15 protein-coding genes and 1 pseudogene are annotated in these 14341 nt (G+C 37.0%); 8 read left to right on the top strand and 8 right to left on the bottom strand.

Going from position 1 to position 14341, the window contains the following annotated elements; all coding sequences use genetic code 11:
- Window positions 1–31: 31 nt before the first annotated feature.
- Window positions 32–367 carry a winged helix-turn-helix transcriptional regulator gene (locus tag ACYU0V_RS01205; protein WP_014207878.1) on the top strand — a complete coding sequence of 112 codons (336 nt, stop codon included), beginning with the start codon at window positions 32–34 and terminating at the stop codon, window positions 365–367.
- A 27-nt stretch (window positions 368–394) separates the two neighbouring features.
- On the top strand, window positions 395–613 hold the full coding sequence (locus ACYU0V_RS01200) for a DUF6500 family protein (protein WP_087400223.1): 219 nt from the start codon (window positions 395–397) through the stop codon (window positions 611–613).
- Window positions 614–677: 64 nt separating this feature from the next.
- Here ACYU0V_RS01200 and ACYU0V_RS01195 read toward each other — a convergent pair whose 3' ends face one another.
- On the bottom strand, window positions 678–1559 hold the full coding sequence (locus tag ACYU0V_RS01195; RefSeq protein ID WP_461848751.1) for a hypothetical protein: 882 nt from the start codon (window positions 1557–1559) through the stop codon (window positions 678–680).
- A gap of 44 nt (window positions 1560–1603) precedes the next feature.
- Window positions 1604–1960 carry a hypothetical protein gene (locus ACYU0V_RS01190; RefSeq protein WP_461848750.1) on the bottom strand — a complete coding sequence of 119 codons (357 nt, stop codon included), beginning with the start codon at window positions 1958–1960 and terminating at the stop codon, window positions 1604–1606.
- Window positions 1961–2094: 134 nt separating this feature from the next.
- Here ACYU0V_RS01190 and ACYU0V_RS01185 point away from each other — a divergent pair, with 134 nt between their 5' ends.
- Window positions 2095–2460, top strand: coding sequence for a hypothetical protein (locus ACYU0V_RS01185; protein WP_044099770.1), 366 nt, complete (start codon window positions 2095–2097; stop codon window positions 2458–2460).
- An 84-nt stretch (window positions 2461–2544) separates the two neighbouring features.
- Here ACYU0V_RS01185 and ACYU0V_RS01180 read toward each other — a convergent pair whose 3' ends face one another.
- Window positions 2545–3096 (bottom strand): TetR/AcrR family transcriptional regulator, encoded by a 552-nt coding sequence (locus tag ACYU0V_RS01180; protein WP_461848748.1) that lies wholly within the window; start codon window positions 3094–3096, stop codon window positions 2545–2547.
- Between the two features lie 761 nt (window positions 3097–3857).
- On the opposite strand from ACYU0V_RS01180, the gene ACYU0V_RS01175 reads away from it, so the two are divergent.
- Both ACYU0V_RS01175 and ACYU0V_RS01170 read left to right on the top strand, forming a co-directional pair.
- A complete protein-coding gene (locus ACYU0V_RS01175; protein ID WP_000447715.1) occupies window positions 3858–4760 on the top strand; it encodes a helix-turn-helix domain-containing protein in 903 nt (300 codons plus the stop codon).
- 111 nt (window positions 4761–4871) lie between these two features.
- Window positions 4872–5873, top strand: a complete 1002-nt coding sequence (locus tag ACYU0V_RS01170; protein ID WP_006580866.1) for an aldo/keto reductase — start codon at window positions 4872–4874, stop codon at window positions 5871–5873.
- Window positions 5874–5918: 45 nt separating this feature from the next.
- Here ACYU0V_RS01170 and ACYU0V_RS01165 read toward each other — a convergent pair whose 3' ends face one another.
- From ACYU0V_RS01165 to ACYU0V_RS01150, 4 genes and pseudogenes are all read right to left on the bottom strand, one after another.
- On the bottom strand, window positions 5919–6311 hold the full coding sequence (locus ACYU0V_RS01165; RefSeq protein WP_005078572.1) for a hypothetical protein: 393 nt from the start codon (window positions 6309–6311) through the stop codon (window positions 5919–5921).
- 19 nt (window positions 6312–6330) lie between these two features.
- Window positions 6331–7074, bottom strand: a complete 744-nt coding sequence (locus ACYU0V_RS01160; protein ID WP_461848746.1) for a hypothetical protein — start codon at window positions 7072–7074, stop codon at window positions 6331–6333.
- A 180-nt stretch (window positions 7075–7254) separates the two neighbouring features.
- A pseudogene (locus ACYU0V_RS01155) lies at window positions 7255–7425 on the bottom strand (ATP-grasp domain-containing protein); the annotation flags it as partial.
- Window positions 7426–7636: 211 nt separating this feature from the next.
- Window positions 7637–8029, bottom strand: a complete 393-nt coding sequence (locus ACYU0V_RS01150; RefSeq protein WP_174725488.1) for a GFA family protein — start codon at window positions 8027–8029, stop codon at window positions 7637–7639.
- A gap of 401 nt (window positions 8030–8430) precedes the next feature.
- Here ACYU0V_RS01150 and ACYU0V_RS01145 point away from each other — a divergent pair, with 401 nt between their 5' ends.
- Window positions 8431–9315: a DMT family transporter gene (locus ACYU0V_RS01145; protein ID WP_461848744.1), complete on the top strand. Its 885-nt coding sequence runs from the start codon at window positions 8431–8433 to the stop codon at window positions 9313–9315.
- 99 nt (window positions 9316–9414) lie between these two features.
- On the opposite strand, the gene ACYU0V_RS01140 is transcribed toward ACYU0V_RS01145, so the two are convergent.
- Window positions 9415–10032: a TetR/AcrR family transcriptional regulator gene (locus ACYU0V_RS01140; RefSeq protein ID WP_151282557.1), complete on the bottom strand. Its 618-nt coding sequence runs from the start codon at window positions 10030–10032 to the stop codon at window positions 9415–9417.
- A gap of 133 nt (window positions 10033–10165) precedes the next feature.
- On the opposite strand from ACYU0V_RS01140, the gene ACYU0V_RS01135 reads away from it, so the two are divergent.
- Complete coding sequence (locus ACYU0V_RS01135) at window positions 10166–11293, top strand: efflux RND transporter periplasmic adaptor subunit (protein WP_461848743.1); 1128 nt, start codon at window positions 10166–10168, stop codon at window positions 11291–11293.
- Entirely contained in the window at window positions 11290–14334 is a 3045-nt protein-coding gene (locus tag ACYU0V_RS01130) for an efflux RND transporter permease subunit (RefSeq protein WP_461848742.1), read from the top strand. The genes ACYU0V_RS01135 and ACYU0V_RS01130 overlap by 4 nt, the downstream gene beginning before the upstream one ends.
- Window positions 14335–14341: the final 7 nt, after the last annotated feature.

Genomic DNA, 14341 nt, shown 5'->3' with positions numbered 1-14341 from the left:
ACTATACCAAAAGATAGTGTAGATTTTAAAAATGACAGAATGCGTTCCATCACATACGCCATTAGAAGAGACAGGTTTCGGCTACACCCTTTCTTTAATTAATGGCAAATATAAAATGATTATTATGTATTGGCTGTATGAAAAAAATGTCATGCGTTTTAATGAAATGCAACGCTGCATTGGCAATATTTCGTTTAGAACGCTCAGCAATACACTTAAGGAGTTAGAAAGAGACAAGCTTATTATTCGCAAGGAATATCCTCAAATTCCGCCTAAGGTTGAGTACCGTCTTTCAGAAAGGGGACAGTCTTTAATTCCTTTGTTAGATATGATGTGCGATTGGGGCGAGCGGAATATGAATTCTTAGTTTTATAGACTGAAAGTGATACTCAATATGAGAAATGAATTAAGAGAAATTTTTATTAAGGGATGCGACGAGAAAATTGAAAAGAAGGGAGACAATGTTGGTCTGTCTTTTTATGCTTTTTTTAAAAATAAGAATGATAACCCTGAGCTACTGATGGAAGCAGCGCATTGGTGGATTATGGAGCATAAATTAGATCACTTTGAGAAGGCGGTTAAGATTAAACAGTTGGTTTTGAGTGAAAGCTAAAAATAGAATTATTTAAAAGGCTTAAATTTAAGTAATTTAAGCCTTTTCATTATTTTAAAAAGATTTACTTAACATATGACCAAACATCAGGATCTGTATATTCTTCATCGATATGATAACCCTCAGCCTTAGCTTTTCTCTCTTCCTTTTCCCGATATTTTTTATTTTCAATTAATCTCTTTTTAAACGCTTGCTCAAACTCACTAGGCGTCATTTTATCAGAGTCAGGAATTGAGTCTCTTTCATTGTATCGAACACTTTGAAAGCTAAATCTAAGCATATATTGCTGTTCATTACGCTCATTCTTAGCTGTTCTTTTTAAACTGATATCTAAAATAACCCCATTAGCATACAACCTATAACCCAATGATTTTGTCGGGCTGTTGTTTATTATATTTTTCCACTCCTCAAAGCTAAAAATATAACTCGGGTCAATGACATCACGACTTTTCGATAGATGTTTAATATTATCTTCTTTAGCGATACGCGGAGCATCTGTAAAGAAATAGTTTTTCCAACCAGCCTGATTAATACGTTTCATTAAAGCTACATAGCTTTGATAAACCTGCTCTGGGGTAGCAAATTCTTCTTTTGTGAGGCCAGCATCAATATCTAAAACTTGGATCCCTTCATTTTTATCATATTGAGTTCCTAATACAGAGAAAACATGCTCAATCGATAAAGTATTAGAACCATTCTCTATAGTTATTTTTCCTAAGTTAGGAGGAGAAAATTGAAGTTCTCTAAAGCTAACGCCAGCTGGATGATTATCGACATTGCCATCACTATATTTTGAAAAATCTTGAATACCTTGTTCACCCATATGCAAAGTGTAGGCTTGCTGATGGGAATCTAAACTTTCATTATGTTTTGCGGCTGGCTGACAAGCGGAAACTAGTAATCCAAAAATAAAAATTAAGAAATATTGTCTAAATTTTACCGTCATTACCAACTTCTCTACTTTGCTATTTCCCGACTCTGCGATAATTTTTAATCTTGGACGATAAAGTTATATGTCTTGTCAATTTCAGCATCACCACCTGCATAGAAATCAGCTCTTATATGAATTCTATATTCTCCTTTGTGCTTAGGGGTTCCTTTGATTTGTATAACATTATATCCATCCAAGTCATCAACAGGTTTAACTGTTACGCCTAGGTCTTCGGGTATATTAGTTTCTAATTCAGCGTATTTATCAATAACTTTCCCACCAGAAATCTTAATAATTTGTTGATATTCTTGATTAATACGTGCAACTGGCAAGTCTTCTGGAGTAATCGTATATTTTTTCCCACAGCCTGTAAGTATAAAAATAATGGAGAAAATAAATATTAATTTATGCTTCATTAGAAACTTTCCTTTTAAGGAGAGAGCAAAATAATTTTATTATCAAAAACTAATAATCTTTGATTACTTATAAAGTGTGATAGATAAACTAGAACAGTATAGTATGCTAGTTTATAAAAATTGAAAGGATAAAAATGTTTATAGAGGCTTTATCTAGCTTTTTTGAAAAATTAGCTTCAACAGAAGAATTAGACGAATGGTACTTATCTACTTTCATTGATGAAAATGTTTATACGCTATCAGCAGCAGAAGCTTTTGAATTTTCTTCACATATTCTAAAGCTTCTTAAAGATGACGCTCAACCAGACTATACATATGAATTACTTACTATTTTATTAGCTCTACAACGACAGTCTGACACAACACAAATACCTGAAATTCTAAAAAATAGTCCTAATTTTTTTGATGAAATTATTAAAAATAATCCTGAAAAATATATTCTAAATCTAGTTCATGAGTTGGCTAAAAACTATCGTATTATTAACCTCTATAGTAATTAAATAATCTAATTCATATATAAAATAGGGTTAAAAAACTTTTATTAATTTTCTGTAGAAAGCCCAACTCTCGTTGGGCCCTCCCCATCAAACCCTTTTTAAAAAATACTCAAGCAATGTATCTCTGTCCTTTGCCTGATCTGAACCTAAAAGTCCAAAAATCGCCCCATCAATCATAAATACAAAAATATCAGACTCTTCATAGGTGGCTCTTTTTTTAGATTCCCTCAGTATCCAGAAAATTTCATTTTTAAGCCAGCGCCTATATCTGAGTGCAGTTTGATAGGCATTTGGATAAAGCTTTTTAATTTCAAAAATCGCTTTAAACAAAAGGTAGTACGCACCTTTTAAGTCGGCATGTAAAAGGTAAATTTGCCTGAGTTGATGAACCAAATCTGGATATTGACGAGCTTCGCTTATCGCCCTCACTTTTTCTTTTAACTGCTCTTTTTGGACCAACAAACACATTTCAATCAGCCTTTCTTTGGAGTGAAAGTAGTTGTAAAAGGTGGCTTTAGTCATTTTGGCCTCACTAACAATTCGGTCCACCCCGACCTTGTTAAAGCCATGTTGTTTAAATAACTCTGCTGCTGTGTATAGCGCCCGCGTCGCTCGAAAGGAAGCTTCTAAATTTTTCATGTATACCGTTTAAAATAATTTTTTGTTGTAAATAAAAGAGATAGGAATTCTGTCACTCTTAAATTGAGCGCTAAAAACAGGCATGCAAAAGCCGCACAAAAAGGTGTGCTCGCCTATCTCAGGTTTTATTGTTGCTATGATTTTTTAGTCGTAATGACCTATGGTTTAAAACCTAGAGTCGATTAAACCGTTTTAAAGACCAGTTGGGTATGGACGTAAAGACTTTGGCAAAGGTTGCCAATGAGAGAGATGAAATAGTACGCATAATGGCGGACTCCTTGTGTATTAAAGAAGAACTACCACGATTACTGCTAAATAATGGTGGCAGAACGAAAGGGGTTAGCAGACTGGTACACAAGGACCCAGCACGCGCAAGCGCGTCCCCCTCCGTCCTACCATAGAAAAAAGGGGGACGTAAGGATCCAGTACTGAAAAGCAAGCTTTTCGTACTCTTGTGTAAAAGGGTCTGCTAAAACCCACTGGCAATGTGGCCAGCAGGCAAAGGATAATCCGCGTGTTTTGGAGTGTCAATGTGATATTGGCTATTCATTTATAAAGATTATTTTATTTTTCATTGGTATAGTGATTTAACAATATATTTTCTTAAAGTTTAGTTTGTCTCGTTATTTCATTATTAATTTATCGTTCATTTTCAAAACTGTTTAAATGAACAGATTGATCGCGCTATAAATAAAAGCTACAGTAAATAAAGTTTGAATTTTATAACTTTAAATAAATTGATAATGCATGCAGGCAAAGACATGGAAACCATACATGATTTTTATCGCCGCTTTTCTTTAACCAGAGATAGCGATTACTCGGTTCCATCAACTTCGTTTGGACATTTTAACGTGTTCCAACGCGATGCCTGCTCGTTTCTCACACCTTATAGCCGCCGCGATTATTATAAAATTTCACTGGTTTTAGGCACAGGTGAACTTCATTACGCCAACCGCTGGATACGAGTCGACCGCCCTGCTTTGCTGTTTTCAAACCCGATGGTGCCCTACGCTTGGGAAATTAATTCGCCCGAACAGGCAGGCTGGTTTTGTCTATTTACCGAAGAGTTTGTAAACCAAGAATCTAGACAAAGCTTTTTAAAAGACTCACCGCTGTTTAAAGTCGACGGCGACCCGCTATATTTTTTAAACGATCAACAGGTTGAAGAAATTTCATTTATTTTCAAAAAGATGATGAATGAAATAAATTCAGACTATATTCACAAATACAACGTTTTAAGAAACTATTTGCACCTGATTGTGCATGAAGCCATGAAAATGCAACCAACCCAACAGTTTGAAAAACATAGCAATGCTGCGGTTCGGATTTGCCACTTATTCTTTGAATTATTAGAACGCCAGTTCCCGATCGACTCGCCCCATTTTCAGCTTAAACTCAAAACTGCAAATGACTATGCCTATGGTCTGTCGGTGCATGTGAACCATTTAAACCGAGCTGTAAAAGAAGCCACAGGTAAAACTACGTCTGAGCATATTAGCTCGCGTATTACGCAAGAAGCCAAAGCATTGCTACAACACACCAGTTGGAACATTTCCGAAATTGCTTATAGCTTAGGCTTTGAATATTCAGCGTATTTCACCAACTTCTTTAAGAAAAATACCGGTTTTTCACCTAAAAAATTCCGCGAAGACTGTGTGGCCTAAAAACAGATTATTTGAATTTTATAATTATTGGTTTGAATGTTATACGTCAGTTTGAGCCAAAGCATTTTATAGTTTTTCTACTCAAGTGATTTTGCAAAAAGAGTGTGAAAAATGAAATATAGAACTTTAGGACAAACAGGCGAAAAAGTATCAGCACTTGGTTTAGGTTGCATGGGAATGAGCTTTGCCTATGGTGCCTCAGACGACACACAAAGCATTGCAACTTTAGAAAAAGCCTTGGACCTCGGCATTAACTTTTGGGACACCGCCGACATGTACGGCAATGGCGCAAATGAAGTTTTACTCTCAAAAGTTTTAGAAAAACACCGCGACAAAGTGTTTTTGGCGACCAAATTTGGCTTTCGCTATAAAGAAGACAACCTTAACCCACAAAACTCTTTAGAGTCTTATATCGACGGTTCTCCAGAGTGGATTAAAGTTGCAGTCGAAAACAGTTTAAGACGCTTAAATACGGACGTGATTGATTTGTATTATGCACACCGCATTGACCCAAATGTTCCAGTCGAAGACACCATTGGCGCAATGGCTGACTTGGTCAAACAAGGTAAAGTTCGTTATTTAGGACTCAGTGAAGCTTCGGCTGAAACCATTCGTAAAGCGCATGCGATTCACCCGATTGCAGCGGTTCAACATGAATATTCGCTACTTACCCGTGAGTTTGAGCAAACTCATTTGCAAACCATTCGCGAGTTAGGCATTAGCCTTGTGCCGTATTCACCGCTGTCACGTGGTTTAATCACCAATACGCTTGATGTGGGCAGCCTAGACGAAAACGATTTCCGTCGTCAGTTGCCACGCTATCAAGGCGATAACTGGAAAAATAACCAAAGCTTGGCACAAGCATTTAGCGAGTTTGCCCAAAGCAAAAATGCGACAGCGGCTCAACTGGCTTTGGCTTGGATTTTGGCGCAAGGTGACGACATTATTCCAATTCCGGGTACACGTAAAATTGAGCGTCTTGTGGAAAATGCAGGCGCTGTAGATCTTCATTTAACAGCAGCAGATTTGGCAGAAATCGAAGCGATTATCGCAAGATATCCAAATATGGGCGCACGCTATAACGCTCAGCAACTTGCTGCGGTGAACCACTAAAATCTAAGCTATAAAAAAGTCCGACTTAGTGTCGGACTTTTTTATTTAGTCTTTGCTATATGTACCTTGCTGGCGTCCACCTTCCCAGATCGCGTCTAAAGATTTGTCAGAAATCGTTAGGCTTTCAGGAAAAATACTTAAATCCTTTTTAAATTTAGAGTCTGGTTTTAAACCAATACAGTCCCCGTTTTTCCACCATGTGCCTTCAGCATATTGATCTAAAGCACCAACAGCGAGCATCCATTGAAACTTGCCGTTTGGTTGAAGTAAAAGTTCCGAACCAACTTCCATCACGCCATTTAAATAATAGTGCCCACTCCAAGCCTCGTCAGCTTTTTGGAATTTCACTTCTTTGCATGTGCTAGTTGGCTCTGCATAAATGTGAGCAGAAAAAATAACCGTCGAAAGAAGTAGTAAAGGCGCAAATATATTTTTCATTATTGTGTTCCTATCGTTTTTATTTTCCAGACTCAACTTTTAAATACGTTCCATCGGCATAAACGTTATGTCCAAAGCCACAGCCCGACTCGCCTTCGCTTTGTTTAACTTGAATATAATTTCCTAATTTCGCGTTAGATTTAAAATCGAGCTGAATGCGGCAGTCTTCATTTTTATAAACCGTTTGCTTTTTATTAGTCGGCATTTTGGTGTCGAACTCACCCATGTTTGGGCCATAAATTAAGCTTCTAAGTCCCATATATAAACCGGTATAGCTGATTGCATATTGGCCCTGCTTACGGCTTACCGTGATGTGGTCCCACTCACCAAAACCTGAGTATCTGACATATTCACCTGATAGGTCATTTGATGCTTTAGGTGCAGGTAATTGCTTAAGATTAAACTGACTCGACTTTGATTTTTCATCGAGCATAAACCACGATCTTGCCCAAAGTGGCTGACCCAATTTGGCATAGGCTAAGCCCACATTATTGTTGGCAACTTCAATATCACGGTCGGTAAATTTAACTGTGGTTTCGTCTGCATTGGCTTTACAAAATGCAGTCCAAGAGGCTTGATTCTGGAAATTTTCGAGCGCTTTTTTATATTGTTTTTGGTCGTAGAATTTCTTACCTAAACTCGCGTATTGCTTCACTTTATTACAGCTTTGTTGTAGCTCTTGTTCATAAGAAAACTCTGCATGCGTGACCGCCAAAGCTGAAAGTGTAAGAACCGCGCAACCTGAAATAATCGATTTAATCATTTTTAAAATTCTTTAATAATTAACTAATTATATAATATGAGTAAGCTCCATAAATCACAATTATTTGAAACAAAAGTCCTTACAATGGTCGTTAACTTAGATTATTTCTTCATGTCATATAAAAAAGGCCTGAACATTTTAGCCCAAGCCTTTTGTTTAGTAGAATCAAACCAAACTTAACTAAGAAGATTCATTTAGACTCAAATTAGAATGATTGCTTTGAGCAATTGCACTTTGCAAAATTTTCATACTGGTTTTAATCGCATCTTCAACCTGTATTTGGCTATCTCCCATAAAGTGAATTTTGGCAGGGATATTTTCATAACTAAAATTGTTATGGTCACCACTTTTCGACTAGACTCGTCTAAAAGACCTACTTTTTATTAAAGTCATTAACTATAGATGAGCCTCCTATTAAAAATTTACACACCTAAAGTAAATCGTTTGAATTGTGGATAAACTCAAATTTATCCACAATTATCGAACCTAAAGATATGCCATTTTTAAAATCTAGATATGTGTTTGAACTTATAAAAGGTACTTTAAGAATCTAAAAATAATATTAAGCTGGATTCTCTTGATATTGAGGTGCCGAGTCTGCAATGTCATACCAAACAGGTTTAGATGAGACAAAAACATGGAACTGGTTCCGCAATCCAGGATCATCATCTAAGCAATTAACAGGCACTGGAAAAGAGTCATTTTCTGAACCAATTTCACCTAACGCTGTTCCACATTTCTTACAAAATGTTCTTACATAACTAAATGGTGATTCAGGTTTATATATTTCTATAAATTCTTTACCCTGAATAAGATTAAATGATTCTTTTTTTACAAAAATAATGGTACTAGAACCTAATTTTCTACAACGTGAACAATGACAAGTTCCCATCATATCTGGAACAGTACTTATTTCAAATTTAATAACACCACAACAACAACTGCCCTTAATCATATTCATCCTATATATAAAGAAATATACTGTTTTTATAAATCGTATTACTATCCAACAATTAACTTTAATAATTTAACACACTCTTTAATATATTTTTTAAAATTTTAATACGTCAATATTTTTTAATAAAAGTAATAAAGCATAATTCATTCAAATTATTAAGACAATCTATTATAAGTGAATTTTAATAATTCACTATAAACAAGTTAAACATCATCTAAAATCTATGATTTAAAAATAATAAAATAAAAATATTATATAAAGTTTCATTCTACCCTCATGAGTAACTTTTTAATTATATTAAACTTATCGATTCTTAAATATTTAATATAAAGAACATTGAATATTCATCTAAAAAATAATGTAGACTGCATGTGTAAAACTTAGGAAGAATTATAAGAGTGAATAATTTAATTATTGGAACCCTATTTGCACTTTGTGCGGCCGCACTCAATGCCTCTATTGGTGTAATTAGTAAATTACTCATGCACAGTGGTTTAAACCCACAAGACATTGCCTTTTTAAAAACCATTATCGCCTTTTTCTTTTTAAGTGTGTTTTTATTTAAAGTGCCAGTCAGCCAAAAGCTTGCCTTTATTAGCAGCACACCAAGTAAACTCAGCGTTTTTACTCAAATTGCCATATGTGCTTTTTTAGGGATTTTCTCTTTATTCTTTTTCGAAACCATTGCCTACAACCACGGTGCTGCGGCCAATGTGGTGGTGGTCCTCATGGCTTCGGCTGCCATCTCTGCCCTATTTTTTGGTCGGTTCATTTTAAAAGAAAGTATCTACATTCACTCTCTTATTGGAACATTATTGGCTGTCGCGGGGATTAGTATCATTTCGTGGAAAGGTGAAAATAGCCTTTTAATGCTGATCAACGCTTCTATTGCCGGTACGGGTTATGGCTTATTTTCGGTTTTAGTAAAAAAGTTCAAATTAAACGGCGGGCTGTTTCTGACTAAATATTTATTGCTGTTTGGCAGTGTTTACCTTGCGGTTCCGTTTTTAATAAACTTGCATAGCATTACTTTTAATAGTGACATTGTTTTAGGTTTGATTGGTTTAGCTGTCCTGCCGACCATCCTCGGCTTTTTCTGTACCACTAAAGCGTTGTCTTATATGAGTGCCGCAAAGGTACAAGTGACCGAGCTTTCAGAACCTATTTTTGCAGCACTTATGGCTTGGTTTTTCATTCATGAACAGCCGACTTTATCGTTTTTATATGGTGCGATTTTTATTATTTCAGGCATCTTTTTAATGAACAGAGCGTCTAAACATTGATATCAATTTTACGGCTATATTACTGAAAAATAAAATCTAAACTCTCTTTAAAACATAAATGATAAATTTTAGAGAGCTTTAATTTAAACCGAATTTTTCTTACGCAGGACAAAGTATTTTAGAAACTGAAAGTAATAATTCTTCAATTTGCTGTAAATTCAAACCCGCTCTAGCTCGAATACCAATACTATGTGCAGCCGAAGTCATTAAGAAAGCTAAGGCTCTAATATCAGTATCACGAGGTAATTCAAGATTTAGCCGAGCCATATCCAGACGTTGATACAGCTGTTCATCCATTTCCGTTAAGACCTCTTTTAATACAGCCTGAATCTCATTATCTGCCAGCGCATCAGCCATGGCAGTAGATATAACTGCACATCCGCTTAAATTAATATCTTCATGGTATCCATCCACTTCAAGGGCTGTTTGCAAATATCTCAAAATCACATCGGCAAAAGTGCGATCCGTATCTTTATATTCCAGCGCCTTACCAAATTCTGTCTTGGCATATTTCTGAAAATAACGCATAGCTTTTATGTAAATTGTACGTTTATCTCCTAGCCCTGCATAAAGACTCGGTCGATTTAATCCTGTGACCAAAGCCAAAGTGTCTAGAGAAGTTCCAGAAAATCCACCTTTCCAAAATGCATGTAAAGCACGCTCTAGTACTTGTTCAGGATCGTAAGAACGCGGTCTTCCTCGTGATTTAGTTTCCATTACCCATCACCTTGAAAAATTCATTGACTATTTTATACAAATCAGTACAAAATTCAAATATTTTGCGAACCAGTACAAAAATATTTCTCTGAAAACTTTAGTTATTTAAAAACTCCCTTTAAGGACCTATGAAATGCCTCCAATAGAGTTTAAAAATCAATTGAAATCATTAGAACAAAATATCTATATGATTTTTATAGTTTTAATTTTCATAAGTTTTATTTTCTTTGTTGGCTGTAGCCATAAAACCGAGGAGCCAGAAAAGATTATTGCGGTTCAACTCACCACAGCATCTCCTGCTGGAGAACTCTCTAATTTATCTTTTTCCGGAAATATTGTGCCTCGAGTTGAAAGCCAACTCTCTTTTCGGGTAGCAGGTCGTGTCATAAAACGTTTAGTTGATACAGGCGCAACCATTAGCAAAAATCAGCCATTAGCCCAGTTAGATGACACCCCTTTTAGGCTTAGTATTCAGGAAGCATCTGCTGAATTGCATCAAGCTCAAAGTACCCTCGCGAGAGTACAAAGAGATCTACATCGCAATCGTAGTCTGGTCGAAATAGGTGCTATTTCACGAGCTGATCTCGATAGTTTAGAAAACTCATATCAAAACACTCAAGCACAGGTAAATGCAGCTCAAAGCCGACTTGATCGGGCACAAAATGATCTAAGTTATACGACTTTGCGTTCACCAGCAGCGGGAACAATTGCGGAAGTTCAGGCAGAAAGTGGGCAAGTCATCTCAGCTGGAACTCCTATATTTAAACTGGCTCAAACTGGTGAAAATGAAGTACAGATAGATGTTCCAGAAAGTCAGATTAATCAACTGAAAATAGATCAACAAGCTAGCATCAAATTACTTAGCTTATCCGAGCATACATTTACAGGTCATGTGCGTGAGATAGCGACTGTTGCAGACCCGAACAGTCGAACTTATCGCGTTCGTATTTCTATATCGAATTTACCTACTGTAGCTAAATTAGGTATGACAGTAACCATCCATTTTTTAAACAACAATGTAAATCAGGAAATTATTTTACCTATTAGTGCCCTGTTTCAAAAAGGACAACAAACCGCGGTTTGGGTACTCCCTCATGGTGCTAAAAATCTACAACTCCGCCCCGTATTATTGAGCAAAATCAATACTGAAACCATTACGGTTGCCAAAGGAGTTGAGGCTGGTGAACGAGTTGTCACGGCTGGGGTACATCGCCTAGACAGTAAGTTGGCTGTAAAAGCATGGGATGGGAGGTTGCCTTGAAAGGATTTAACTTATCCAGTTGGGGACTCCAGCATCGAACATTGGTTATTTTTGCGATGCTACTTTCCCTACTTTTAGGTACCGTGGCTTATTTTAAATTAGGGCGCGCCGAAGACCCTAATTTGACGATCAAAGTCATGACAATAGACGTCAATTGGCCTGGTGCTACCACACGCGATCTAGAACAACAGGTGGTCGAAAAGATTCAGCGCACGCTTCAAGAAGTACCTAATTATGATTATGTACAAAGTTATGTACGCCCAGGTCAAGCAACTATCTTTTTAGTTCTGAAGGATTGGACCCGTAAAAGCCAAATTGAAGAAAGCTGGTATCAAGCACGCAAGCGTGTAAACGATATACGACAAAATTTACCCAAAGATATTCAAGGTCCTTTTTTTAATGATGACTTTGGAGATACGTTTGGATCTATTTATGCATTTCATGCTGATGGATTTGACGATGTCAAAATGAAGCAGGTTCTTCTTTCTACAAGAGACCATCTTCTTCAGGTTCCTGATGTATCAAAAGTCATGTTGTTAGGTATTCAAGAACCTCGCTTTTATATTGAATTTAATTATGCCAAGTTAGCCCAACTGGGTATTTCACCCTTAGACCTAGTCAATGATTTACAAAAACAGAATGCGGTTGAGTCAGCAGGAACTTTTGAAGGTCCTCATGCACGTATATATGCCCGTGTTGATGGAGATGTAAAAACCATACAAGACTTAAAAAATATTGTAGTTCAGGTTGGATCACACAATATTCATTTAGGAGATGTTGCCCATATTAGTAAAGGGTTTATTGACCCTCCCCAAACCTCCATGAGACGAAATGGCGAACGAGTCACTGGACTTGCAGTTTCAATGACAGAAAAAGGCGATATTCTTGCTTTAGGAAAACAGCTTGATCAAAGTATTAAAGAGGTACAAGAAGCCTTACCTGCTGGCATTACTATTGAAAAGATAGTAGACCAGCCTAGTCTTGTCGAACATTCGGTAAATGAGTTTCTCGGACACTTTTTGCTAGCACTAGCTATTGTTTTAGCTGTTAGTTTATTTGCTTTGGGTGTACGAACAGGGATTGTAGTTGCTTTATCTGTACCTCTGGTTTTAGGTATTACCTTTTTCTTGATGTGGCGCCTAGATATCAATTTACAAAGAATCTCGTTAGGTGCACTTATTATTGCCTTGGGCTTGTTAGTTGATGACGCGATTATTGCAGTCGAAATGATGCAAGTTAAAATGGAAGAAGGTCTGGATCGTTTTAAAGCTGCCAGTTTTGCCTGGAGTAGTACAGCTTTTCCAATGCTAACAGGCACATTAATTACAGCCGCTGGCTTTGTCCCAGTTGGCTTTGCTTTATCTTCAACGAGTGAATTTACCGGATCAATTTTTTGGGTCGTTGGGATTTCTTTAATAGTTTCATGGTTGGTGGCAGTATTATTTACACCCTTTTTAGGCACAATTTTACTTCCTAAAGTACAAGCCCATGACCCTCATTCCGCACAAAATTCCTATAGAGATAAACTCTCACAATGGTTTAGCCGTAAAATTGTATGGTGCGTCAAAAACAGAAAATGGGTTTTACTGGCTACTGTTCTCAGCTTTGTTTTATCTTTAGTTGCATTTCAATTTGTTCCTCAACAATTCTTCCCTGATTCTCCGCGTGAAGAAATTTTAATTGATGTACAACTCGAAGAAGGCGCGAGCTACACAGCAACTTTAAATGCAACAAAACAAGTTGAAAAATTACTTTCCAGTGATCAACGAGTACGCGATTTCACAGCTTATGTGGGAACTGGTTCTCCCCGTTTTTATTTATCTCTTGATCCGGAAACACCTAAAAATAATTATGCTCAGTTAATTGTTTATCCCAAAGACATTAAACAAGCGAGTCAGCTAACTTCTGATTTGCATAATCGTCTTGCTCAACAATTTCCGCATATTCGCACACGGGTTTACCGACTAGAGTTAGGACCAACAGTCGGCTATCCTGTACAGTTTAGGGTCCGTGGTAAAGACCCAGAAAAAGTTCGTGAAATTGCTGGCGAAGTCCGTGACATTATGCGTCAGCATCCAAATGTACGCGATGTCAATTTTCAATGGAATGAACGCAGTAAAGCCATCAGATTTATCATTGATCAGGAACGTGCCCGTAGTTTAGGAATCAGTTCGCAAGATATTTCACGTACCTTACAAATGTTATTAAGTGGTTATACCGTCACTCAAATTAGAGAAGGTACCGAATTAATTGATGTGGTAGCAAGAGCGAAAGCAGATAATCGGCTTGATACAGCTCAAATGGGCCAAATTACGATTCGTGCATCAAACGGAAGAAATATTCCTCTCGACCAAGTTGCTGAACTTAGACCCGTATTAGAAGAAGGTGGTATCTGGATACGTAATCGCTTACCAACTCTCAGTGTTCGTGCCGATGTAAATGATGCTCAAGCGCCAGATGTTTCAAAGCAAATAGAACCGACGCTAAATGATCTTCGTAAAATGTTACCTATTGGGTACAGTATCGAGACTGGTGGAACGATTGAAGAAAGTGCTAAAGCAGATGCAGCCATTCAGTCTGTTATGCCTGTTATGTTACTACTATGGGTAATATTCCTGATGTTACAGCTGCAAAGCTTTAGCCGCATGTTTATGGTGGTATTAACAGCCCCACTTGGCATGATCGGAGTAAGCCTAGCCTTATTGATTACTCGTGCACCATTCGGTTTTGTGGCCACATTAGGCGTAATTGCTCTAGCGGGCATGATTATGCGAAATTCAGTTATTCTAGTTGATCAGATAGATAGGAATATTTCGACAGGTCAATCACCTGAACAAGCAATTATTCAAGCCACTGTAGGACGTACTCGTCCTGTTCTACTCACAGCTTTGGCTGCAATTTTAGCAATGATCCCTCTAACACTTTCCACCTTATGGGGTCCGATGGCAATTGCAATTATGGGCGGTTTAGCCGTGGCGACTATATTGACGTTATTCTTTGTACCAGCACTTTATGCAACTTGGTTTAGAGTGAAAAGCTAAATTTATT

It is taken from the genome of Acinetobacter sp. X9, assembly GCF_054889255.1.
The sequence above is the reverse complement of the archived record's forward strand: the minus strand, read 5'-3'. Positions and strand labels throughout refer to the sequence as shown.